The organism is Sphingobium aromaticiconvertens, assembly GCF_037154075.1.
In the GTDB taxonomy this organism is placed as follows: domain Bacteria; phylum Pseudomonadota; class Alphaproteobacteria; order Sphingomonadales; family Sphingomonadaceae; genus Sphingobium; species Sphingobium aromaticiconvertens.
The window spans coordinates 4,757,549-4,780,671 of record NZ_JBANRJ010000001.1; the positions used below are offsets into that span (position 1 = coordinate 4,757,549).

The following is a 23,123-nucleotide window of genomic DNA, read 5'->3' on the forward strand; positions in this document are numbered from 1 at the left end:
GCTATTGGCTGAAATGGTGATCCCAACGGGATTCGAACCCGTATCGCTGCCGTGAAAGGGCAGTGTCCTAACCGTTAGACGATGGGACCACGAAGCCCGCCGGGATGCGGTGGGCTAGCGAAGCGAAGGCGGCATTAGGGGCTGGCTGTTTTGCGGTCAACCCCCTCGTTCGAGGAAATTGCGCTCACGCCCAGGCGGCATCCTCCAGATGCAGTTCGGCCTCGGCACGCGATCCCCATTCGTTCAGCTTTGCACGGCCCGCGACCCACAATCGCTTGTCGCGCGGCGCGCCCAATATTGCCTCGCCCAGCGCGCTTTGCGCCTGGCGAAAGGCGATCGTCTTGATCGATCGGCCATCGTCCCCAGCCATGATTGCGCGCAAATGGCCGTTGCCGACGATATCCGCCTTGATGACGCGCATCGGCCCTGCGGCGATGCGCGGCGCGGGCCAGCCGGTGCCATAGGGACCGCCCTGCTCGATCGCGGCGATGAAATCAGGGTTGATGCCCGATGGTGCCAATACCGCATCGATCAGCAACGCGCGGTCGTCCCGTGCCCGCGCTACCGCTGCGGACAGTCGTTCGTCCAGAAAATCGATGAGGGCATCGATCTTGCCCGCCTCGACCGTCAGCCCCGCCGCCATCGCATGGCCGCCGCCCGCGACCAGCAAGCCCATATCCTTGGCCGCCAGCACCGCCGCCCCCAGGTCCACGCCCGAAATCGACCGGCCCGACCCCTTGCCCACACCCGCCTCGTCACAGGCGATGACGATAGCCGGCCGCCCGGCCTTTTCCTTGAGCCGCCCGGCGACGATGCCGATGACGCCGGGATGCCACCCCGCGCCGGACACGACCGCCACCGCGCGATTGCCCTGCGCGGCGAGCAGTTCCTCCGCCTCGGCCTGCACCCCGGCCTCGATTGCGCGACGTTCTTCGTTCAGGGCATCGAGTTCAGCGGCGATCTGCGCGGCTTCGGCCGGATCTTCCGTCGTCAGCAGCCGCACGCCCAGATCCGCCTTGCCCACGCGCCCGCCCGCGTTGATACGCGGCCCCAGCGCAAAGCCCAGATCATGGCACAGCGGCGCGCGGGTCAGGCGGCTGGCGTCGATCAACGCGGCCAGCCCGACATTGCGCCGCCCCGCCATCACCTTCAGCCCTTGCGCGACGAAGGCACGGTTCAGCCCCCGTAACTGCGCCACGTCCGCCACCGTGCCCAGTGCGACGATGTCCAGATATTCCATCAGCCGCGGTTCCGCCCGCGTCGCAAACCAGCCCCGCGCCCGCAGGGTCCGCACCAGCGCCGCCCCCAGCAGGAAGGCGACACCAACGGCGGCGAGATGCCCGTGCCCCTGCCCCTCCTCGCTTTCATCCAGCCGGTTGGGGTTCACCAGCGCCAGCGCATGCGGCAGCGTGGTCGCGCATTTATGGTGATCGACCACCACCACATCGACACCCACGCCGCGCGCCATGTCCAGCGCCTCGAACGCCTGCGCACCGCAATCGACGGTGACGATCAAGGTCGCGCCCTCCCCCGCCAGCCGCACCAGCGCCGCACCCGACGGGCCATAGCCTTCCATGAGCCGGTCGGGGATATAGGGACGGGCCGCCAGCCCCAGATCCTTGAGCAACCGGATCAGCAGCGCCGCGCTGGTCGCGCCATCGACGTCATAATCGCCAAAGATGCGGACATCTTCGCCCCGCTGCACCGCATCGGCCAGCCGTTCGGCCGCGGCGTCCATGTCGCGGAATATGCTGGGATCGGGCATGAAATGGCGGATCGTGGGATTGCGGTGCATCTCCACCCCGTCGCGCGGACACCCACGCGCCACCAGCAATTGCGTGATCAGATCGTCGGGCAGATAGCCCGGCGCACGCCCGTCCGCCCCCTCGCCACGCCAGCGCCACGGCTGGCCCATGATGGAATGCGAAACATTGAGGGCAACGGTCATCCCGCCCCTCTATCGCTTGCATCGGACATAAGAAAGCGCGATGCGATGGAACCGGGGCAATCGCTCATGCGTAAAGAGCGTTCCGGCGACGCAATATGCGCTACGGATCAAAAGGGGCATTAGGGATTTCATGCGTTTACGGCCGACGAGAAGCGTTGACCATGCCCTCGCCCTCATCCTGATCTGCGTACCGATGCCGTTGATGGCCCAAAGTCAGCGGACCGATCAGCCAGCGACCCAACCGCCCGCAACTGATGCATCCAGCACCGAAGCCCCCATCCTGCCCGACGATCAGTTCAACGCGCGCCTGCCCACCTTTGGCGACACAGATAGCAAGGCCGCGCCCGGTACCCCGCTGCCATCGATTGACACCTATCTGGACCAGCAGATGCCCCAGATCGACGGGGCATCCGGCACGGCGCCCGGCGCGACGCCCACACTCACAGAACTGCCCCCGGCGACCGAGCCGCCCGCCGACGCCGCGCTTGCCCAGCCATTGCCCTCGCTCGACAGCGTCACCGTCCCCGCTGAAGTGGCGGCAGACGCCAGCGCCGCCGCAGAAAAAGCACCGGAAGTTCGCTACGTCTTCAAGGTCGAAGGGTTCGGCAAGACGGGGCTTGAAGATGATTTCCGCGCCGCCTCTGCCCTCGCCGATGGCAAAGGCCAGGCGGATACCGCCGCGATGGTGCAGGCGCGGGCGGAGGAAGACAAGGCGCTGGCCGTCCGGTTGCTCTATTCAGAGGGTTATTATGACGCAACGGCGCTCGCCTCCTTCGATCAGCCTGCCGATGCAACAGGACCACTAACCGCCGTCATCTCAGTGACGACGGGTAAGCAGTACAGGCTGGGCGCTATCGTCATCCAGGCCGGACCGACCGTGCCATCTGGCCTGATCCGCGACAATCTGCCGCTCAAGACCGGCGACCCGATCGTTGCGGCCGATATTGAGGGGGGCGAGGCCAATATCGCGCTCAAACTCCCGGAAAATGGCTATGCTTTCGCCAAGGTCGGCGAACGCGACATCCTGCTCGATCCGGCAACCGTAACGGGCGACTATACGCTGCCGGTCGAAACAGGTCCGCGTGGTCGCTTCCGCACCATCACCACCAGCGGCGACAAACAGGCGTTCGATGCCGACCATATCAAGGTCATCAGCCGCTTCCGCGAAGGTGAGATATATGACAGCCGCAAGCTGGACGATCTTCGCAAGGCGCTGGTAGCGACCGGCCTTTTCTCCAGCGTCGGCGTCAAACCGGTGCAAACTGGCGACGCTGCCCCGGAAGGCACCGAATATGTCGATCTGCATGTCGAGCAGGAGGCCGGGCCACCCCGCACCCTTGCCGGGGAACTGGGCTATGGCACGGGCCAGGGCTTCCGGGCCGAAGGAAACTGGACGCACCGCAATTTCTTCCCGCCCGAAGGCGCGATCATCGGCGGCATCATCGCGGGTACGCAGGAACAGGGGATTTCCGGCACGTTCCGCCGAGCCAATGCCGGCAAGCGCGACCGGACCTTTCAGGCCGGAGCGGCGATCAACCATCAGAATTACGACGCCTATGAAGCGTTCACGCTGGGCCTGTCGGCGACCATCTCGCGCGCCTCGACCCCGATCTTCCAGAAACGCTGGACCTACAGCTATGGCGTCGAAATCCTTGCCTCCAACGAAACCACGCTCAATGAAACGACCGGCGATACCAAACGGCTGACCTATTTCATCGGCGCGCTGCCGGTGCAGCTTGGCTATGATCGGTCGGACGACCTGCTCAATCCGACCAGCGGCTATCGCGCCAATCTGCGCGTCTCTCCCGAAGCTTCGTTGCAGGGCAATCTATCCCCTTATGTTCGCGCGACCTTCGATCTGTCGGGCTATTATCCGGTGGGAGAGAATATCGTTATCGCCGCCCGCACGCGGGTCGGCACGATCAGCGGCGTGGGCCGGGACGACATCGCGCCATCGCGGCGCATCTATGCTGGCGGCGGCGGATCGGTGCGCGGCTTTGGCTATCAGGAACTGGGACCAAAGGATGCTAATGACGACCCCATTGGTGGACGTTCCGTCAATGAATTCGCGGTCGAGGGGCGCTATCGCTTTGGCAATTACGGAGTCGTCGCCTTCGTCGATGCAGGCCAGGTCTATGAAAGTTCGATCCCCAAATTCTCCGACATGCGCTACGGCGTGGGCGTCGGCGGGCGCTTCTACACCAATTTCGGCCCCTTCCGTGCCGACATCGCGATGCCGATCAACCGGCAGCCGGGCGAATCCAAATTCGCCCTCTATATCGGCATAGGGCAGGCTTTCTGATGGTGGACGAAACCGCCCTCCCCACCGAAACGGTCCGCGCAAAGCGGCCGCTGCCCATTCGCATCGCCCTGTGGGTAGCCGGCCTGTTCGTCGCCCTTGTCGTGCTGGTGGTCGCCCTGTTGCTCGGCCTCAACACCAGCCCCGGCAAGTCCTTCCTCATCAAGCAGATCGCTGCGTTCAAGATGGAATCCGGCATGACGATCGAGGTCGGCCGGATCGAAGGGTCGATCTATAGCGACATGGTCATCCACGACCTGATCCTGCGCGATCCCAAGGGCGTGTTCGCCGTCAGCCCGCGCGTCCGGGTCGACTGGAGCCCGTTCAGCTACATCAAGAATCACATCTCCGTGCGAACGCTGGAATCGCCGCTGGTGGTGCTGGCGCGTAGCCCGCAGTTCAATGTGACGCAGAGCGATCCCAACGCGCCGATCCTGCCCGATCTCGACATCGACGTCGACCGGATGAAGATCGCCCGTTTCGTGTTGGCCAAACCCGTGATCGGCCAGAAGCGCGAGATCGCGATCGACGGCACCACCCACATCGCCGATGGCCGCGCGCAGCTTTCGGCGCTGGCGGTGGTGGACAGCGGCGACCGGCTGCAGGCCAGCATCGACGCCGTGCCCGATCAGAACCGGCTGGCGATGAAGGGCAGACTGGATGCGCCCAAGGGCGGCGTCATCGCCGCGATGGCAGGCCTGACGGACAGCATGACCGCCACACTGGACGGCAAGGGAAGCTGGCAGGCGTGGGACGGCAGGCTTGTCGCGACCTCACCCAAGGGCGAACTCGCCAATCTCGCTCTGGTGGCAAGGGACGGTAATTTCACGGTCAAGGGACCGACCCGCCCCGGCCTCATCATGGCTGGCCCGATCGAACGGCTGACTGCTCCCGCCCTTGATGTCGACCTGTTCGCGGGCCTCAACGAACGGCGCGTCAACCTGAAGGGCACGCTCCGCTCCACCGCGCTGGCGGCCAGCGCACAGGGTCTGGTCGATCTGGGCAAGAGCAGCTTCAGCGCACTGAAGATCGACGCCCAATTGCTGACCCCCGGCGCAATCATGGAGAAGGTGCGGGGCAAGGATGTCCGCGCCTCCATCATCCTCGACGGGCCGATGGCGACGCCGTTCATCGATTATGACATCAGCGCCGCGCAACTCGCCTTCGACGCCACCGGCATTGAAGGTTTGAAAGCCAGCGGCCGCGCCGTAATCGACGCCGACCGTATCCGCATCCCGGTCAATGCCACCGCGCGCCGGGTCACGGGCCTGAATGCCGCCGCAGGAGGGTTGCTCGAAAATCTGCGGGTGAAGGGTGACTTTGCCTATGCAGGCGGCAAGCTCATCAGCGACAACCTCAAGATCAACAGCAACAGCATCGACGCCACGGCCATCGTCCTCGCCGACCTCGACAACGCCCTGTATCGCGGGGCGCTGAAAGGCCGGGTCAACGACTATAAGATAGACGGTGTGGGCATCGTCAACCTGACCACCGATGTCGAACTGGTGCCCGGTCCCAAGGGCGGCTTTGGCCTGGCGGGCAAGTTCGGCGTCCGAACCGCGCGCTGGGACAATGCGTCGGTCCGCGATTTCCTGGGCGGTAATGCACTTGCCACCGGGCGCATCGGCATGACGCCGGAGGGTGTGTTCACCCTCGCCGGGCTTAAAGGTGCAGCACCCAATTTCACCATCCTGTCGGGATCGGGTCGCTATGGGACCGATGGTGGCATCGCGTTCGACGCTGCCGCCAGTTCGAAGCAATATGGCCCGCTTGCTCTATCGGTGCGAGGCACGGTGGAGCGCCCGCAGGCAGTGCTGCGCGCCGCGCGACCCAATGTCGGCGTGCAACTGTCAAACGTGGTCGCAAAGCTGGATGGCGAGGCCGCGGGCTATCGGCTGGAGGCGACCGGCGGATCGCCCTATGGTCCCTTCTTCGGTAATGTGCTGATCCGCACCGCTCGCGGCCCGCTGACGATCGACATAACCAAGGCGCGCTTTGCCGGGGTCGATTTCGCCGGGACCGTGCAGCAGACCAACGCTGGTCCCTTTGCCGGGCAATTGTCGATGAACGGATCGGGCATCAATGGAGCCGTTCGCCTCGCCAGCATCGGCAAGGTGCAGGGCATCGACATCGACGCCACCGCCAGCAACGCCAAGCTGCCCGGCGACGCCAATATCGTCATAGGCCGCGCCTTGGTCGATGCCTCGATGGTGCTTTACGACCAGCCTCAGATTGTCGCTGACGTCCAGATGGCCAATGCCGCCTACGGCACCACGGTCGTTCGTCAGGCCCGCGCCAAGGTCAATTATCGTGGTGGACGCGGTACAGCGCAGGTCGTGGCCGATGGCAGCGGCGGCGTGCCCTTCTCAATTGCCGCCAATGCCGCGCTCCGCCCGAACCTCTACGCCGTCGTGCTTAAGGGGAAGGCCAGCAATATCGACTTCCGTCTGGACAAGCCCGCGATCATCCGCACCGAACCGGGCGGCTATCGCCTCGAACCCGTCGCGCTGGTACTACCGCAAGGCCGGGTCGACCTTGCCGGACGCTTTGGCAACAGCACGGCGGTGCAGGCGCGGTTCAAGGATTTTGACCTTGCCATCGCCAACCTCGCCAGCCCCGGCCTTGGCATCGGCGGCAAGGCGACCGGCACGCTGGACTACGCCCAGAGTGGCAACGCCTTCCCCAACGCCAAAACCCGCCTTGCCATCACCGATTTCCGTCGGTCGAGCCTGACCGCCACCTCCGCCCCCGTGGCCATGCAGATAGAGGGTAAGTTGAGCGCGGCGGGTGGCGACATGCGCGGGGTGATCCGCCGGGGCAACAGCGATCTTGGCCGCTTCATCGCGATGCTGGCGCCGCCGGGCGCGGGCGCCAGTTGGTCGGAACAGTTGATGGCCGCGCCACTGGGCGGCGGTATCCGCTATAGCGGTCCGGCCGATGTGCTCTTCTCCTTCGCGGGACAGGCCGACCAGCAATTGTCTGGCCCGATCGCCGTCGCCGCCGATTTTAGCGGGCGGCTCAACGATCCGCGCCTCAACGGCCTCGTCCGCGCCAATGCGCTGACTTACACCAACGACACGTTCGGCACCCGCGTCACCCAGATGCGGCTCGACGGACGCTTCACCAATGATCGACTGGAGATACGCGATTTCTCCGGCCGGGCGGGCGATGGGACGGTGCAGGCGCGCGGCACGGTGGGCCTCGCCGCCGCCAGCGGCTTTCCGATGGACATCGCAGTGACGATGGACCGCGCCCGCCTTGCCCGCAGCGAGCAACTGGGCACCGTCGTCAGCGGCACCATGGCGATCACCAACAGCCAGGCGGCTGGCGGACTGGTCAAGGGCGACCTGCGCCTGCCCGAGCTACGCTATCAGATCGCCTTCCCCGGCGGGGCCGATATCCGGCAGCTTCAGGGCGTCCGGCGCAAGGGCGAGCGGATCGACATTGCCGACCAGCAACTCGCCGCCAAACAGGCGCAAGGTGGTTTCAGCAACTGGAAACTCGATATCCGCGTGCGGGCCGACAATGAACTCTACGTCTCCGGCATGGGCCTTGAGTCCGAGTGGAAGACCGACATGCGCGTCACCGGCACCACGGCCGCGCCGCGCGTGGTCGGCAAGCTGGAGGTTATTCGCGGCACCTACAGCTTCTCCGGCCGCCGGTTCGAGCTGGAGCGCGGGATCATCACCTTCAGCGGGGCCGAACTGACCAACCCCACGCTCAATATCCGCGCTGAAACGCAGATCGACGCCGTGACCGCCGCGATCGTCGTCGGCGGCACGGCGCAACAGCCCGACATCGCCTTCAGCTCCACGCCCAGCCTGCCGCAAGACGAAATCCTCTCCCGCATCCTGTTCGGGTCCAACGTCGCCAACCTGTCGGCGACGCAGGCGATCCAGCTCGCAGTCGCGCTCAATGGCCTGCGCGGCGGAGGCGGTGGACTTAATCCGCTGGGCAAGTTGCAGACCGCATCGGGCGTCGATCGTCTGCGCGTCCTGGGCAGTGATGAGGCGAGCGGGCGTGGAACGGCGCTGGCGGTCGGCCAGCATATTTCGAACAACGTCTATGTGGAGATCATCACCGACGCGAAGGGCTTCACCGCCACGCAGTTGGAAGTCGCCCTGTCCAAAGCCCTGAGCCTCCTGTCGAAAACAGGTGGCAATACCGGATCGTCGGCGAACCTGCGTTACTCCAAGGATTATTGACGCAACCTTAGTCCGCTGCGGCATTCAAGGGAAAGTTCAGCCGAACATCCGGCGCAGCGTAGCGTCCTTAAGGACGAAATGATGGCGCAGGGCCGCCGCGACATGAAGGACGATGAGGGTCGCAAACAGGAAGCCCAGTATCTCGTGCCCCTCACTCGATACGCCAACGATCGCGTCGCCCTTGGTCACGCCGAATTTCGGCACGTCGAACAGAAAGAACCAACTGAGCGGCCGATCCCCGGCGGAGGTCATGATCCACCCTGTCAGCGGCATGATGAGCAGCAGCGCATAAAAAGCAAAATGTGTGACTTTCGCCACCAGCTTTTCCCATGGCGGCATGGTCGCCAGCATGGGCGGAACCGGGTGTGTCAGCCGCCATAGGATCCGCATCAGCGTCAAAGCCAGGACCGTCAGGCCAATCGATTTATGAACCGGCATCACCGGCCAGGCGCGGGGTAGCGAGTCATGAGCAAAGCCCAGCCACAAGTTGCACAGGATGAGAATCGCGATGGCCCAATGCAGCGATTGGGCTACTCTTGTATAACGATCCATGCGCGATCCTTTCCTGTTGGGACTAGCTGTTACCCTTGACGGTTGGCCACCAGATTATCCACCACCGACGGATCGGCAAGTGTACTCGTATCGCCCAGCGCCTGTGCCGAAACGTCTCCCTCGGCAATCTTGCGCAGGATGCGGCGCATGATCTTGCCCGACCGGGTCTTTGGCAGCCCCGGCGCGAACTGGATCGCATCGGGGGTCGCGATCGGACCGATTTCCGTGCGGACCCATTTGACCAGCGCCTTGCGCAATTCGTCGCTGGGTTCCTCATTCGCGTTCAGCGTCACATAGGCATAGATGCCCTGCCCCTTGATATCGTGGGGAAAGCCGACAACCGCCGCCTCGGCCACGGCTTCATGCAAGACAAGCGCACTTTCGACCTCGGCCGTGCCCATACGGTGGCCCGACACGTTGATGACATCATCCACGCGGCCGGTGATCCAGTAATAGCCGTCCGCGTCCCGCCGCGCGCCGTCGCCAGTGGTATATTTGCCGGGGAAGGTGGTGAAATAGGTCTGGAAAAACCGATCATGGTCGCCATAGACCGTCCGCATCTGACCGGGCCAGGAGGCGGCGATGACCAGATTGCCTTCGGTCGCGCCCTCCAGCACCTTGCCCTCCGCATCGACGATCTGCGGCACGACACCGGGCATGGGCAGGGTTGCGGAGCCGGGCTTCAGGTCGGTAGCGCCCGGCATCGGCGCAATCATTGCCGCGCCCGTTTCCGTCTGCCACCAGGTATCGATGATCGGGCAACGGCTTTCGCCGACGACGCTGTGATACCAGCGCCATGCCTCTGGATTGATCGGCTCGCCAACCGTGCCCAGCAGGCGCAGCGATGACCGATCGGTGGCACTGACGAAATCATCCCTCTCTTTCATCAGCGCGCGCAGCGCCGTGGGCGCGGTGAAGATGGTCTGGACCTGATGCCGGTCCACCACTTCCCAGATCCGGCTGGGCGTCGGCCAGTTGGGCACGCCCTCATACATCAGCGTGGTCGCGCCGTTGGCCAGCGGCCCATAGACGATATAGCTGTGCCCCGTGACCCAGCCGATATCGGCAGCGCACCAGTAGATGTCGCCGGGCCGATAGTCGAAGCACAGTTCATGGGTAAGCGCCGACCAGAGCAGATAGCCCCCCGAGGTGTGCAGCACACCCTTGGGCTTGCCCGTCGACCCCGACGTGTAGAGGACGAACAGCGGATCTTCCGCTCCCATCGGCTCGGGCGGGCAATCGACGGAAACCTTGGCAGCCGCTTCGTGCAGCCAAAGGTCGCGACCGTCCTTCATCATCACATCGCCGCCGGTCGCCTTGACCACCACGACCTTGCGCACGCTGGTGCATTGGGCGAGCGCTGCATCGACATTCGTCTTGAGCGGCACGGCCTTGCCGCCACGCCGTCCCTCATCGGCGGTAATGACCAGCCGCGAATCGCAATCGATGATCCGCCCGGCCAGCGCGTCGGGCGAGAAGCCCGCGAATACGACGCTGTGGACCGCGCCGATCCGCGCGCAGGCGAGCAGGGCAAAGGCCGCCTCCGGGATCATCGGCAGGTAGATGGTGATGCGGTCGCCCTTCCTGGCGCCCGCCTCTTTCAGCACATTGGCGAAGCGGCAGACTTGTTCATGCACCTGGGCATAAGTGAAGTGGCGCGGCTGGCCGTCGGGCGAATCGGGTTCCCAGATGATGGCGGTCTGATCGCCACGCTCGGCAAGATGGCGGTCGATGCAGTTGGCGCTGACATTCAACACGCCGTCGGCAAACCATTTCACACCGAAATCAGCTTCATCAAAGCTGCTCTCGTTCGCGCAGGTCGGGGGCGTGATCCAGTCGAGCCGCTGCGCCCGTTCCAGCCAATAGGCTTCGGGATCTTTCAGCGAACGGGCATAATCGGCGGCACGGGCCGCCTGATCCATCAACGCGTTCCTGGCCCAATCCTCAGGCACGGGGAAATAATCGTCAGACATGCATTCTCCCTTCATTGCGCGAAACGGATACCCAGCCACAGCGTCCGCGGCGCGCCGAGATCCATCGAGCCGCCCGCATTGCGCGTAACGACCGTTTCATCGAACAGATTCTCCCCGCGTGCGACCAGCCGGACGCCGTGGCCCAGCGGGACGCTGGCGACAGCATCCACGGTGAGCGCATCGGGCAGTATGTCGCTTTGCAGGTCATCTTCATATTGTTTCGATACATAGCGCAGCGTGGCGGAAAGCGAAGGCCCCGATGCGGCAGACCAGCCCAGCGTTGCGCTGGCCGCATGGCGCGGGCTTTGCGCGGGGGTCATGCCATTAAAGGCTGCCCCCGGCGCCCGAACGCGGCTGTGGCTATAGGCATAGCTGGCCAGGAACGACCAGGAGCCGCTTTGCGCGCTGGCAGTCAGTTCCACACCCTTGGCGACGATGGCGTTGACGTTCTGACGCTCACGGACCGTCGCGCTGATCGTCGCATTGGCGATGGCGTCGTCCAGGCGATTGTAGAAGGCGGTCACGCCCAGCAGGACGCCTTCTACCGGCGTCAGGTCCAGCCCGGCCTCCACACCTTTCAGCTTTTCAGGTGTCAGGGCGGCGTTGGCCTGCGTGGTGATCGGGAAGACCACAAAGGGCCGATACAATTCGTTGAGGGTCGGCAGGCGATAGCCGGTATAGCCCGCGCCACGCAGCGCCAGCGCATCGGACAGGTGCAACAGGATACCCGCGCGCGCCGTCGCCTCCCAGTCCGACCGATCGGGGTAGCGGGAGGTCTGGGTCGGAATGCCCGCCGCGCTCACAGCCTTGTAGAAGCCGTCCGTAATGGTCCAGCGATCCGCACGCACACCGCCTGTCAGAACAACAGGGCCGATCGTCCAATCGTCCTCGGCAAAGAAACCGAGCGTACTCTGCGCGCCGCCAGCATGGCGACGGCTGGTTGCAGGATTGGCCGCAATGTTAGCATTATAGGCGTCTTCATACATATCGCCCCGCGCCAACCGCAGATCGGTGCCCAGGCGCAGCACATGCGCGTCTCCAACGGGCGGGCGCAGTTCGATCTTGCCGCCGATCCCCGTCGAGGGCGTGTTGCGCTGGTCCAGCGTCTTGCGGAAAGAGGAGGAGGAAATGACGATGTTCGAGAAGTTGCGCGCCTGAAGATAGGCCAGAGCATCGACCTTCCACGCGCCACGCGACACCAGCCGGATGCTCGCATCCTGCCCCTGGCTCCCGCTGTCCGCACCCGCGAAGCGCAGCGTGCGGTCATCCTGAAAGATCAGGCCACGCACCTGCACCTCGGTATCGGCGGAAAGCGGCGCGACGGCGCGCACACCGACTGACCAGCTATCATAAGCGGCGGGAACGGTAGCGGCCACGCGCTGGTCGCGCGGCGTAGTCTGGAAACCATTCCCCCTGTCCCAGCGCCCCGATAGCGTCACATAGCCGTTGCCCAGATCAGGCGACTGGCTGGCCGATACTTCGGTCGCATCGCGGCTGCCATAAAAGGCGCTGCCGCTGATCTGCGGCAGTTGATCGCGGGTGGCGCTCGCCAGTTCGATCGTGCCGGCGACCGCGCCTGCCCCGAACCCGCCACTCCCGCCTCCGCGCGTCACCCGGATCAATGACAGCCGATCGGGCACCAGCGCGCTAAAGGGGATGTAACCGAAAAAGGGGTCGGCCATCGGCACCCCATCCAGCAGCACCAGGGTTCGACTGGATGCATTACCGCCAAGTGCGCGCAGGGTCGCGCCCTGCGCGGAAGGATTGGCGGACCGGCTGTCCGACCGGCGGAACTGCTGGAAACCGGCAACATCCTGAAGAACGCTCTCGATCCGGCCCGAAGCGCTGTTCGTCAACCGGTCCGCATTTATCAGCGTCGTGCCATAGGCTGGCGTGCCGGGTGGCAGAGGCAGGCCAGCGCCGGTAACAACAATCGTCCCACCCCCCTGCTCTGCGTCCGGAACCTGCGCCAGCAGCGGCCCCGTCCAGCCAAAGGTGGCAAGCGCGATATACCCGATAGACCTCATTCTGCCCTTGCTCCCCTAAACCTGAGCCGCGGTGTACTGCCCGGCGGAAAGGAAGCAAGCCCCCGAATCAGCAGTAGAATCAGCCGTGGAATCAAAAAGGGCCGGCACCTCCCGGTACCGGCCCTTCCTATGATCAGGCCGCTTTTGCGCGCGACATGCGCTTGCGCTCGTTCGGATCAAGGTAGCGCTTGCGGAGGCGGATCGTCTTGGGCGTCACCTCGACCAGTTCATCATCGTCGATATAAGCGATCGCCTGCTCCAGCGTCAGCTTCCATGGCGGGGTCAGGCGAACGGCGTCGTCCTTGCCGCTGGCGCGGAAGTTGGTCAGCGCCTTCGACTTCATCGGGTTCACTTCCAGATCATCAGGCTTCGCATTCTCGCCGATGATCATGCCTTCGTAGAGCGCTTCGCCCACGCCGACCATCAGGATGCCGCGCTCTTCCAGCGGACCCAGCGCATAAGCATTGGCTTCGCCCGCGCCGTTGGAGATGAGGACGCCATTCTTGCGGCCCTCGATCTTGCCCTTGTGGGGACCGTATTTCTCGAACAGGCGGTTCATGATGCCGGTGCCGCGCGTGTCGGACAGGAATTCGCCATGATAGCCGATCAGGCCGCGCGAGGGGGCGGAGAAGGTGATGCGGGTCTTGCCGCCGCCCGAGGGACGCATATCCGTCATCTCAGCCTTGCGAATGTTCATCTTCTCGACGACCGTGCCTGAAAATTCCTCGTCCACGTCGATCATCACGGTTTCATAAGGCTCGGTCTTGTTGCCGTCCTCATCTTCGCCGAACAGCACGCGCGGGCGGCTGATGCTAAGTTCAAAGCCCTCGCGGCGCATGGTTTCGATCAGCACGCCGAGTTGAAGTTCGCCACGACCGGCGACTTCGAAACTATCCTTGTCGGCGCTCTCGGTCACCTTGACGGCTACGTTCGATTCGCCTTCGCGCGCCAGACGGTCGCGGATCATGCGGCTGGTGACTTTGGTGCCTTCGCGGCCCGCCATCGGCGAATCATTCACCGCGAAACGCATCGACAGCGTCGGCGGATCAATCGGCTGCGCCTGGATCGGCACGGTGACCGAGGTATCGCAAATAGTGTTGGCGACGGTGGCGACGGCAAGGCCGGCCAGCGAAATGATATCGCCTGCCTTGGCTTCATCGACAGGCACGCGATCAAGACCGTGGAAAGCCATGATCTTGGACGCACGACCCGTTTCGATGACCTTGCCATCCATGTCGAGCGCGTGGATCGCCTGGTTCACCTTGACGGAACCGCTGGTCACGCGGCCGGTGAGGATGCGGCCAAGGAAATTGTCGCGATCCAGCAGCGTCACCAGAAAGGTGAAGGGCGCATCGACGTCCAGCGCCGGCGGCGGCACATGATCGACGATCTTCTGAAACATCGGGGTCAGCGTGCCCGAACGCGCCGAGGGATCTTCGCTGGCATAGCCGTTGCGGCCCGAAGCGTAGAGGACGGGGAAGTCGAGTTGCTCGTCGTTGGCCTCAAGGCTCACAAACAGATCGAACACTTCGTCCAGCACTTCCTGGATGCGCTCATCGGGGCGATCGACCTTGTTGACGACGACGATGGGCTTGAGGCCCAGCGCCAGCGCCTTGCCGGTCACGAACTTGGTCTGCGGCATTGCGCCTTCCGACGAATCGACCAGCAGGATAACACCATCGACCATCGAGAGGATGCGCTCCACCTCACCGCCAAAGTCGGCGTGACCGGGCGTGTCGACGATATTGATCCGGGTGCCTTCCCACTCGACCGAGGTGGGCTTCGCCAGAATGGTGATGCCCCGCTCCTTTTCCAGGTCGTTGCTGTCCATCGCCCGCTCTTCGACGCGCTGGTTGTCGCGGAAGGTGCCGGACTGGCGGAACAGCTGGTCGACGAGGGTGGTCTTGCCATGGTCAACGTGCGCGATGATCGCGATATTACGCAGGGACATATTTTGCCTTCGGGAGCTGGATGCCCGGTGACACTGTGCCAGACCGGGGTTTGGGCGCGCCCCTACAGGAAATGACGCGATGCGGCAAGGGCGGCGCACTGATCCATGGAGCTGCCGGTCAATAGCGCAGCTTTGGATACCAGTGCGGGGGGCGTCCCTCCGGCGTCAGGTCCAGGATGGACCAGAGCGATGCGATATCGGGCGCATCACGCGGGTCTTGCCCCGGATCGGCCATCTCCATCGTCATTTCGCTGGCCCAGAAGAGGCGTACCGCATCACCATCCCTGCGGAACACGATGATCGCTGCACTCTCGCTGCCATCAGGGTTGAGAAGGCCAAGGTCGTCGGCATAGTCGTCGCCCACCGTCTGGATGAAATCGAGGTCCGACCAGCCGCGTTCCTGCGCGAAAAGAAACTGGCGCTCGACCGGGCTGCGCCCCAGTATCTTCAGGGCCACACGCTGCTTGATGTCGGCCGCATTGCCGTTCACCGCGCCCAGCCAGTTGGTACACATCGGACAGGGCCGTTCGCGCTGCGGCCCGTACATCCAGAGATAGCTGACCAGCGTGTCCTTTTCTCCGAACAGATCGATCAGGCCAACCTCGAACCCATTTTCGTCCTTGAAGCGATATGCTTTTTCGATCACCGGGCCGGGCGGGAGCGCACGGCGTTGTTCGGTCAACCGAGTCATGTGACGGCGAAACTCGATTTCATCGGCCAGCAGGGCTTGTCGCGCCGCCCGATATTCCGCGCTTTCGCCCGGAAACAGCGCCTTGCCCATGGCTGCGAGGTCGCTCGACGATTTCAAAACCGCTTCCATCATCTTCCTTCTCCTGTCGATGCAGGACAAATACAGTCAGCCCCTCTGGGTTCCTGACCAACCCCCGGCTCTTCCCACGGGACTGGCGAATCCCTATCACTATCCTTCCGATTGCGCCTTGAAGCATAGGTGTTCTATATCAATATGACACCAGAGGAGATGACATGGCCACCACCGCGCCGACCACGACTGCTGATCCGCTGAACCTGACGCCCCCTGATCCGGTGCCCGCCGTCGCGCCCGAAAAGGCGGCTGGCCTGGTGCCGATCGAGGAGGAAAAAAAGTCGAAGCTGGACGAAAAGGTCGGGGCCTTCATCGACGATCTGGTGGCGCAGGACGCCAACAGCCCTGAATTTGGCGCGCGGGTCGACCAGTTGACCAATATGGGGCGCAAGGAAATTGCCGAGGCGGCGGGTCATTCGAACCGGTTCCTCGACCGTCCCGTCCGGGCGATGGATAGCGACAACAAGGTTGGCGCCGACCTTGCCGAGCTGCGCCGCACCGTGGAAGATCTGGACCCCGGCAAGCGTGGCAGCCTGACCGCGCCCAAAAAGCTGTTTGGCCTGATCCCATTCGGCAACAAGATGCGTGACTATTTCGACAGCTATAAAAGCGCGCAAAGCCACATCAACGGCATATTGGGGTCGCTCGCCAGCGGCAAGGACGTGCTGATCAAGGACAATGCCGCGATCGACGTCGAACGGCAGAATATGTGGGCGACCATGGGCCGTCTGGAACAGATGATCCACATTTCCAAGACCATGGATGCCGGGCTGGAGGCCAAGGCGCTGGAACTGGATTCCACCGATCCGACCAAGGCCAAGGCGGTACGGGAAAGCGCCCTCTTCTACATCCGCCAGCGCAGCCAGGACCTGCTGACCCAGATGGCCGTCACGGTGCAGGGCTATCTCGCGCTGGATCTGGTCAAGAAGAACAATGTCGAACTGGTGAAGGGTGTCGATCGCGCCAGCACCACGACGGTCGCGGCGTTGCGGACCGCCGTCACGGTGGCGCAGGCGCTGGTCGGGCAGCGACTGGTGCTCGAACAGATCACCGCGCTCAACACCACGACCGCGAACATGATTGATTCGACGGGCGAACTGCTCAAGAGTCAGACCGCGCAAATTCACGAACAGGCGGCGTCCAGCACCATCCCGATCGAGACGCTCCAGCGCGCCTTCCAGAACATCTACGACACGATGGACAATATCGACGCCTTCAAGCTCAAGGCGCTGGAGAATATGAAGACCACCGTGAACACCTTGTCGCACGAGGTTGAGAAGTCGAAAGGCTATATCGCGCGCGCCGAAGGTCAGGCGCAGGCCGCCAAGGAAGTCCGCGCCGACAATCCCCTATTGAGCGCAATCGACGGATGATGACCCCATGACCGACGTTGACCGCCAGATCGCCCGATCGGCAGAAGTGCTCGACCGATCGCGGGACAGATACCGCTCCTTGTCCTCCCGTGCCCGCCAGCGGCGCAATGCGGCGGTGATACGCAAGGTCAAATACGCCCTTGGCGCGGTGCTGGCCATATTGATCGCCAGCGCCGTTGCGGGCTTCTTCCTGCCGCTCGGTACGACCGGCGTCATGGTTGCGCTGGGCCTGATGATCGCAGCGGTCCTGCTGGTGATGGCGTTGCCGGGCGAGCGGGCCATCGCCCCCCAGCAACTGGTGGAAACGGAACTGGCCGCCTTGCCGCTCAAGACCGAAATCTGGCTGGAAAGCCAGCGCAAGGCGCTGCCCGCACCGGCCATTACGCTGGTCGATAGCATCGGCGTCCGGCTGGAGACGCTTGCGCCCCAGTTGGAGCGACTGGACCCTGCCGAACCGGCCGCGCAGGACATACGCCGCCTGCTGGCCGATCATTTACCCGAACTCGTCACCGGCTATCAGTCGATACCCGCCCCCCTCCGCCGGGAGGAGCGCAACGGACGTGTGCCCGAAAAGCAGCTGATCGACGGACTGGGCGTGATCGATGCTGAAATCGACCGGGTGACGCAGCAGCTCGCCTCAGGCGATCTCGACAAGCTGGCGACGCAAAACCGTTTTCTCGAGCTCAAATATCAGGAAGCCAGGGAGTTGGGGCAATAGAGCGATTTCCAATCAGATGGACTCAGATGATGGTTAAGAAATCGCGGCAAGCCAAAGCCTCCAGCCCCTCCCGGCTGGCATGATCCACCTCACCCTTATCATTGTCGACTTTCTCACCGGGCTACTGGCGGCTGGTGCCTGGGCGCTGCTCGTCGCTGGGGGCGCGATTGCGGGTGTCGTGGGCAGCGGCTTCGTTGGCTTTACCCTGTTTCGAAAGTGGCGCCGGGGGAAGTAATCCCTCCGACTATCATCGTCACCAGCGTGTTCGATAGCCATGTGTCGAAACGCAGGCCAAAGCGCCGCCCTTCTACCCACATGACCCGCGAGGAGGTGAGGATTCCTACCCCCTCCAGTTCCACTCGCGCACCCGGCAGCACGCCTGCATCAGCATGAGCGAGCGCTCCTGATCGCGACAGATCGAGCAAATGGCCGCGCACCGGCAGGCCATCGACGCGCATCGATACGGGTTCGAACAATTTATAGCGCGGCGATGCGCGTTGAAAATCCTGCGCTTTCGGGCGGATCGCTCGATGCTGGTTCATGTCTTCATTCCCCTCGACCGTAGCATAACCAGCGTGACAGCGTCACGTTCCGCAAATTGAAGGTTGCTCCCGCGTTAGGGATTCGAACCGTGCAAAAGGTCAGTCGTTCAGAGTGCAGGGGCGGATATAAGCAGGGTTGGGCCGCGCCGTCGCCCGTCTGAACCGCGCCAGATAGCCGCCCGCGGTAGGCTTGGGGATGAGTTGCTCCAGCCGAAAGCCCATCGCCGCAAACTCGCAGGCCAACAGGCGCGGCGGGGTGCCATGCTGATCGGTCGGCCGATCCGCATCCACCACGATCACCTCTCCATCAGCCTTCAGCGCGGGGCTGAGGTTCCAGAGGAAGGCATAGGGCTCGCTGATCTCATGATACATATGGACCATCAGGATACGGTCAAAACTGCCCGCCGGCAGTTTCGGATCGGCCGCCGTGCCCAGCCGGACGCTCACATTCTTCCAGTCCTCACGGGTGATGCGGCTACCCAGCGCGTCGATCACCTCGGGCATGATATCCTCTGCCAGCACCCGGCCATCTGGGCCGACGCGCTTGGCCAGCCGCACGGTATAATAGCCTTCGCCAGCACCGATGTCCGCCACCGTCATGCCGGGCCGGATGCCCGCCCGGTCCATGATATCCTCTGCCTCATTGACCCGGTCGCGCGCTTCCTCGGTCGACCAGCGGGTCGAAACGATCGGCGCGATCGGCCGGTCCGCGCGTGGAAAAACGGCCAGATCAGGCGCGCGTTCGGACCGATTACCCGGAACCAGCGCGTCACAGGCCGACAGCAGGACCAGCGCGCAGCCAACCCCCGCCCCCAGCCCGATCCGACGCATCAGTCGACATCTTCCACATCGACCGTCTCGCCCGTCACCTTCTGCGACAGCGCGGCGGCCATGAACGGGTCGAGCGCCCCGTCCAGCACATCGTCCGGCGCGGTGGAGGTGACGCCGGTGCGAAGATCCTTCACCAACTGATAGGGCTGAAGGACATAGGAGCGGATCTGATGGCCCCAGCCAATCTCCGTCTTCGCCTGATATTCACCCGACGCCGCTTCCTCGCGCTTGCGCAGTTCCGCTTCGTAAAGGCGAGCCTTGAGCATGTTCATCGCGGTCGCGCGATTCTTGTGCTGCGACCGGTCGTTTTGCGACGCCACGATGATGCCCGAGGGAACGTGGGTGATGCGGACCGCGGAGTCGGTGGTGTTGACGTGCTGCCCACCCGCACCCGATGCACGGTAAGTGTCGATCTTGAGATCGGATTCCTTGACCTCGATGTCGATGTCGTCGTCGATCACCGGATAGACCCAGACCGACGAGAAGCTGGTATGGCGGCGCGCGGCGCTGTCATAGGGGCTGATGCGGACCAGGCGATGGACGCCGCTTTCGGTCTTGGCATAGCCATAGGCATTCTCGCCCTTGATCAGGAAGGTCGCGGACTTGATGCCCGCCTGATCCCCGGCCTGATAGTCGACCAGTTCCACCTTGTAGCCGCGCCGTTCGGCCCAGCGGCGATACATGCGCGACAGGATTTCCGCCCAGTCCTGGCTTTCGGTGCCGCCCGCACCGGCGTGGATTTCCAGATAGGTGTCGCTGGCATCGGCCTCACCCGCCAGCAGCGCCTTGATCTTGTCCTCATCCGCGCGGTCGGCCAGCGCCTTGAGCGAGGCAATGGCCTCTGTAACCATCGCCTCATCATTCTCGGCCTCCGCCATTTCGATGAGTTCGGCGGTATCGGCCTTCTCCGAATCGATCGAGCGGGTGGCGCCAATAGCGTTGTCGAGGCGCGTGCGCTCCCGCATCACCTCCTGCGCGGCCTTTGGATTGTCCCACAGGGTCGGGTCCTCGACCCGCGCATTGAGTTCGTCGAGACGCCGCAGCGCCCGATCCCAGTCAAGGAAACGGCGCAGCAGGTCGAGCGCTGCATCAATGCGGTCAATATAGCCCTGCGCTTCGGCGCGCATGTGTCGTCTCCAAATCTGCTCAACGGCGGTTCACTGATCACCGCTCGAAAGGTCGCCCTATTGAGGGAAATACGGGACTTCGACAAGCGCCGCCCGAACGATCCCTTCTCAATAGCTCAATATATGCCGCCCTGATCTGACAGGAAGTCGCTATCCGTGCGCGGGCGGACGCTCGCGGCACGACGCTCGGCGACCTTGGCCTGCGCTTCGGCCTCTTCCTTGCGGATGGAGCGGCGCGGTTCCGATTCGGGCTTGAAGGCTTCCCAGATCACGGCGGCTTTCGGTTCGTCGGTGGGCCAGGCGCCATAGACCCGCTTGCCCGATCGCCGGTCGATCGTGACCATGCGGATGCCCGCAGGGGCAATGAAGGGGGTCTTGGGCATCGTCTCCAGAATCGGGGCCATCGCCGCCTTCCAGATGGGCGCGGCGATGCGTCCGCCCTGCGCCCAACCGCCAAGGCTGCGGGGCTGATCGTAACCGATATAGACTCCAGCGACGAGGTCGGGCGACCCGCCCACGAACCAGACATTGGTCGGACCGTTGGTGGTGCCGGTCTTGCCGAACAAGGGACGCTTGAGGTCGGCGAGCACCGTCGCGGTGCCGCGCTGGACAACGCCTTCGGTGATGTGGACGACCTGATAGGCGGTCATGGGGTTCATGACCTGTTTGCCCTCAAAGCCGAAGCGCGGCATCGACTTGCCGTCCCAACTGGCCATGTTGCAGCCGTCGCAGGGCCGCCAGCGTTCCGGCCAGATCACTTTGCCACGCCGGTCCTGAACATAGTCCATCACCTTGGGACTCAGCAGGCGACCATGGTTGACCAGCGTCGCATAAGCGTTGGTCATCTTTTCCACCGTCGTCTCGCCCGCGCCCAGCGCGAAGGAGAGGTAAGGCTGGTAATCGCCAATTCCCATCGCCTTGATGGTCCGCACGACCCGCTCCATGCCGGTCTGGCTGGCAGCGCGCACGGTCATCAGGTTGCGCGACTGCTCAACGCCCCAGCGCAGCGTCTGCGGCCCAGCACCTCCGCCCGAAAAGTTGCGGAAGCATTTCTGCCCCAGACTGGCCGACTGATAGACGCACAGCGGTCCATCGACGATGATCGACGCGGGGGTCATGCCATTGTCCAGCGCGGCGGCATAGACGAACGGCTTGATCGTGGAGCCAGGCTGCCGATTGGCCTGGGTCGCCCGATTATAGGAGGACAGGCGCGAATCGAAGCCGCCCTGAAGCGCATGGATGCGGCCGCTATGCGTTTCCTCGACCACCATGCCGCCCGACACTTCGGGAACATTCCTCAAGGCCCAACTGGACCCGTTGGGCGCGACCACGATCAGGTCGCCCGGTTGAATCGCTGTAAAGGCAGGCACGCCCTGTTTGCGGTAGCCAAGCTGCGCCGAGGATGCGGGCAGGGTTCCGGTCGTGCCATCAGTGAAACCGATCTGCGCGGTGCCGCCATCCTTGGCGATGACGACCGCCGCCTTCCACTCCGCATAATCGACGCCGACATTGCTGGCGGCCAGTTCGCGCTCCCAGCCATCGGCGATATTGATCTTGCCCACCGGCCCCGACCAGCCCTTGCCCGCGTCGAAGCGCAACAAGCCGTTGCGCAGCGCGGTCGCCGTGCTGTCCTGTATCACCGGGTCGTAAGGGCTGCGGACCCACAGGCCGCCAGCATAGATGCTGTTGGGACCATCCTCCGCCTTTTCGCCAAACCGATCGATCAGGCGGCGGCGCACTTCTTCCATATAATAGCCGCCCGCCGTGCCGAAGGGCGCGCCATGCGCGGCGACAGTGCCCAGCGGTTGCGCGCGTGCCTCATCCCTTTGCGCGGCGGTGATCCAGCCATTGCTGGCCATCTCGCCCAGTGCCCAGTTGCGGCGCTCCAGCGCCCGCTCCATTCCGCGTGGACTTTCCGGGCGATAATTGGCCGGTCCCTTGGGCAAGATCGCCATATAGGCCATTTCGTGCAACTTCAGGTCTGCGACGTCCTTGTCGAAATAGGCCCGCGCCGCCGCCTGCACGCCATAGGCGTTACGGCCGAGAAAAATCTGGTTGAGGTAGAGTTCCAATATCTGCTGCTTCGACAGCACATTTTCCATGCGGTAGGCGAGGATCATCTCCTTCACCTTGCGCGTGGGTGAATAGGCGTCACCGATCAGCAGGTTCTTCGCCACCTGCTGGGTGATGGTGGACCCGCCCCGCGCGCGTTGGCCGGAGCCGAGCTTGCTCGCATAATCGACCACGGCCCCGGCAAACCCCGGAATATCGACGCCATGATGTTCGAAGAAAGTCTTGTCCTCCGCCGCCAGATAGGCGCGGATCAGCAGCGGCGGATAATCGCTATACTGCAACTGGACGCGCCGTTCGCGCGCATAGCTGTGGGCGGGCTGGCCGTTGACGTCGCGCACGATGGTCGGCAACGGCGGCTCATATTCCAGCAGGGTCGCGGCATCGGGCAGCCCGCGCGCGAAGATCAGCCAGAACAGGACCATAGCGACCAGCAGCGCGCCCAAGGCGATTCCCGCCCAGCGGAACGGGCGTCGCGCCCACAGGCGCGCGAACCACACCTTTGCCCCACCGGCCTCCCGGCGCAGGCGATAGGCAATGTCAGATTGTTCGGGGGGGGATGTGGCCTCTTCCATGCTGAAAAAAGGCTCTAGGCAAATCCGGCGACCATTGCCAGCACCGATCGACGGATTGGGTTTGGGGTTTCACTATCAGCATGGATGCAGCCGCTTGAAAACGCGATCG

General features: G+C 63.8%; 14 protein-coding genes and 1 tRNA gene. 4 read left to right on the top strand and 11 right to left on the bottom strand.

The features are described from left to right. Positions 1 to 14: 14 nt before the first annotated feature. Positions 15 to 89, bottom strand: a tRNA-Glu gene (locus WFR25_RS23085). Positions 90 to 184: 95 nt separating this feature from the next. Then, positions 185 to 1,948: a single-stranded-DNA-specific exonuclease RecJ gene (gene recJ, locus WFR25_RS23090; RefSeq protein ID WP_336974041.1), complete on the bottom strand. Its 1,764-nt coding sequence runs from the start codon at positions 1,946 to 1,948 to the stop codon at positions 185 to 187. Between the two features lie 130 nt (positions 1,949 to 2,078). On the opposite strand from recJ, the gene WFR25_RS23095 reads away from it, so the two are divergent. Then, positions 2,079 to 4,250: an autotransporter assembly complex protein TamA gene (locus WFR25_RS23095; RefSeq protein WP_336974043.1), complete on the top strand. Its 2,172-nt coding sequence runs from the start codon at positions 2,079 to 2,081 to the stop codon at positions 4,248 to 4,250. Then, positions 4,250 to 8,452 (top strand): translocation/assembly module TamB domain-containing protein, encoded by a 4,203-nt coding sequence (locus tag WFR25_RS23100; RefSeq protein WP_336974046.1) that lies wholly within the window; start codon positions 4,250 to 4,252, stop codon positions 8,450 to 8,452. Before WFR25_RS23095 ends, WFR25_RS23100 begins: the two co-directional genes overlap by 1 nt. Before the next feature lie 36 nt (positions 8,453 to 8,488). On the opposite strand, the gene WFR25_RS23105 is transcribed toward WFR25_RS23100, so the two are convergent. From WFR25_RS23105 to WFR25_RS23125, 5 genes are all read right to left on the bottom strand, one after another. Beyond that, entirely contained in the window at positions 8,489 to 9,004 is a 516-nt protein-coding gene (locus WFR25_RS23105; protein WP_336974049.1) for a cytochrome b, read from the bottom strand. Positions 9,005 to 9,033: 29 nt separating this feature from the next. Continuing rightward, entirely contained in the window at positions 9,034 to 10,977 is a 1,944-nt protein-coding gene (gene acs / locus WFR25_RS23110; protein ID WP_336974051.1) for an acetate--CoA ligase, read from the bottom strand. 11 nt (positions 10,978 to 10,988) lie between these two features. Beyond that, a complete protein-coding gene (locus WFR25_RS23115) occupies positions 10,989 to 13,004 on the bottom strand; it encodes a TonB-dependent receptor plug domain-containing protein (RefSeq protein ID WP_336974053.1) in 2,016 nt (671 codons plus the stop codon). 133 nt (positions 13,005 to 13,137) lie between these two features. After that, entirely contained in the window at positions 13,138 to 14,955 is a 1,818-nt protein-coding gene (gene typA, locus WFR25_RS23120) for a translational GTPase TypA (protein ID WP_336974054.1), read from the bottom strand. Between the two features lie 118 nt (positions 14,956 to 15,073). Further along, positions 15,074 to 15,778, bottom strand: a complete 705-nt coding sequence (locus WFR25_RS23125) for a DUF899 family protein (RefSeq protein WP_336974055.1) — start codon at positions 15,776 to 15,778, stop codon at positions 15,074 to 15,076. Between the two features lie 161 nt (positions 15,779 to 15,939). On the opposite strand from WFR25_RS23125, the gene WFR25_RS23130 reads away from it, so the two are divergent. Together WFR25_RS23130 and WFR25_RS23135 are read left to right on the top strand one after the other, a co-directional pair. Continuing rightward, positions 15,940 to 17,151: a toxic anion resistance protein gene (locus tag WFR25_RS23130; protein WP_336974057.1), complete on the top strand. Its 1,212-nt coding sequence runs from the start codon at positions 15,940 to 15,942 to the stop codon at positions 17,149 to 17,151. 7 nt (positions 17,152 to 17,158) lie between these two features. After that, positions 17,159 to 17,869 carry a hypothetical protein gene (locus tag WFR25_RS23135; protein WP_336974059.1) on the top strand — a complete coding sequence of 237 codons (711 nt, stop codon included), beginning with the start codon at positions 17,159 to 17,161 and terminating at the stop codon, positions 17,867 to 17,869. Between the two features lie 200 nt (positions 17,870 to 18,069). Here WFR25_RS23135 and WFR25_RS23140 read toward each other — a convergent pair whose 3' ends face one another. The 4 genes from WFR25_RS23140 to WFR25_RS23155 all read right to left on the bottom strand — a co-directional run bounded on the left by WFR25_RS23140 (position 18,070) and on the right by WFR25_RS23155 (position 23,014). After that, positions 18,070 to 18,411 carry a PilZ domain-containing protein gene (locus WFR25_RS23140; protein ID WP_336974062.1) on the bottom strand — a complete coding sequence of 114 codons (342 nt, stop codon included), beginning with the start codon at positions 18,409 to 18,411 and terminating at the stop codon, positions 18,070 to 18,072. A gap of 99 nt (positions 18,412 to 18,510) precedes the next feature. Then, positions 18,511 to 19,242: a class I SAM-dependent methyltransferase gene (locus WFR25_RS23145; protein WP_336974064.1), complete on the bottom strand. Its 732-nt coding sequence runs from the start codon at positions 19,240 to 19,242 to the stop codon at positions 18,511 to 18,513. Further along, positions 19,242 to 20,369, bottom strand: coding sequence for a peptide chain release factor 2 (gene prfB / locus WFR25_RS23150; RefSeq protein ID WP_336974067.1), 1,128 nt, complete (start codon positions 20,367 to 20,369; stop codon positions 19,242 to 19,244). The genes WFR25_RS23145 and prfB overlap by 1 nt, the downstream gene beginning before the upstream one ends. 116 nt (positions 20,370 to 20,485) lie before the next feature. Next, positions 20,486 to 23,014 (bottom strand): penicillin-binding protein 1A, encoded by a 2,529-nt coding sequence (locus tag WFR25_RS23155; RefSeq protein ID WP_336974068.1) that lies wholly within the window; start codon positions 23,012 to 23,014, stop codon positions 20,486 to 20,488. Positions 23,015 to 23,123 lie beyond the last annotated feature (109 nt).

What these genes read in the sequence shown, in the direction of transcription:
- recJ (WP_336974041.1), bottom strand. Translation starts at nt 1,948, where the DNA reads ATGACCGTTGCCCTCAATGTTTCGCATTCCATCATGGGCCAGCCGTGG.
- WFR25_RS23095 (WP_336974043.1), top strand. Translation starts at nt 2,079, where the DNA reads ATGCGTTTACGGCCGACGAGAAGCGTTGACCATGCCCTCGCCCTCATC.
- WFR25_RS23100 (WP_336974046.1), top strand. Translation starts at nt 4,250, where the DNA reads ATGGTGGACGAAACCGCCCTCCCCACCGAAACGGTCCGCGCAAAGCGG.
- WFR25_RS23105 (WP_336974049.1), bottom strand. Translation starts at nt 9,004, where the DNA reads ATGGATCGTTATACAAGAGTAGCCCAATCGCTGCATTGGGCCATCGCG.
- acs (WP_336974051.1), bottom strand. Translation starts at nt 10,977, where the DNA reads ATGTCTGACGATTATTTCCCCGTGCCTGAGGATTGGGCCAGGAACGCG.
- WFR25_RS23115 (WP_336974053.1), bottom strand. Translation starts at nt 13,004, where the DNA reads ATGAGGTCTATCGGGTATATCGCGCTTGCCACCTTTGGCTGGACGGGG.
- typA (WP_336974054.1), bottom strand. Translation starts at nt 14,955, where the DNA reads ATGTCCCTGCGTAATATCGCGATCATCGCGCACGTTGACCATGGCAAG.
- WFR25_RS23125 (WP_336974055.1), bottom strand. Translation starts at nt 15,778, where the DNA reads ATGATGGAAGCGGTTTTGAAATCGTCGAGCGACCTCGCAGCCATGGGC.
- WFR25_RS23130 (WP_336974057.1), top strand. Translation starts at nt 15,940, where the DNA reads ATGGCCACCACCGCGCCGACCACGACTGCTGATCCGCTGAACCTGACG.
- WFR25_RS23135 (WP_336974059.1), top strand. Translation starts at nt 17,159, where the DNA reads ATGACCGACGTTGACCGCCAGATCGCCCGATCGGCAGAAGTGCTCGAC.
- WFR25_RS23140 (WP_336974062.1), bottom strand. Translation starts at nt 18,411, where the DNA reads ATGAACCAGCATCGAGCGATCCGCCCGAAAGCGCAGGATTTTCAACGC.
- WFR25_RS23145 (WP_336974064.1), bottom strand. Translation starts at nt 19,242, where the DNA reads ATGCGTCGGATCGGGCTGGGGGCGGGGGTTGGCTGCGCGCTGGTCCTG.
- prfB (WP_336974067.1), bottom strand. Translation starts at nt 20,369, where the DNA reads ATGCGCGCCGAAGCGCAGGGCTATATTGACCGCATTGATGCAGCGCTC.
- WFR25_RS23155 (WP_336974068.1), bottom strand. Translation starts at nt 23,014, where the DNA reads ATGGAAGAGGCCACATCCCCCCCCGAACAATCTGACATTGCCTATCGC.